The sequence below is a fragment of the Stenotrophomonas sp. 22385 genome (genome assembly GCF_052045085.1).
Classification (GTDB): domain Bacteria; phylum Pseudomonadota; class Gammaproteobacteria; order Xanthomonadales; family Xanthomonadaceae; genus Stenotrophomonas.
Map to the genome: position 1 here is coordinate 1 of NZ_JBQEOG010000021.1, position 328 is coordinate 328.

Annotated in this window: 1 protein-coding gene; it reads left to right on the forward strand. The window is 64.9% G+C overall.

The genetic code is table 11. From position 1 onward, the window contains the following. Window positions 1-328 (forward strand): hemagglutinin repeat-containing protein (locus tag ACTJI4_RS18295; RefSeq protein WP_440870152.1); only part of this gene is annotated, 328 nt, incomplete at both ends.

Genomic DNA, 328 nt, shown 5'->3' on the forward strand with positions numbered 1-328 from the left:
GCAGCAGCAAGTCCAACTCCGACAGCAGCACCTGGCAGAACACCACGCTCACCGGCCAGAACATCTCGCTGAAGGCAGACGGTGACACCACCCTGCGCGGTGCAACCGCAACCGCAGACCGCATCGACGTCAAGACCGGCGGAATGCTTACCATCGAATCGCTGCAGGATGTTGCCGAGAGCATGTCCAAGGACAGCCAGGTGGGTGGTCGCGTGCAGGTATCGCTGGGTACCGCGTGGGATGCCAGCGGCTATGCCAGCGCCAGCAAGGCCAACGGCAGCTACAAGGGCGTGGGGCAGCAGTCCGGCCTGTTCGCCGGAGACGGCGG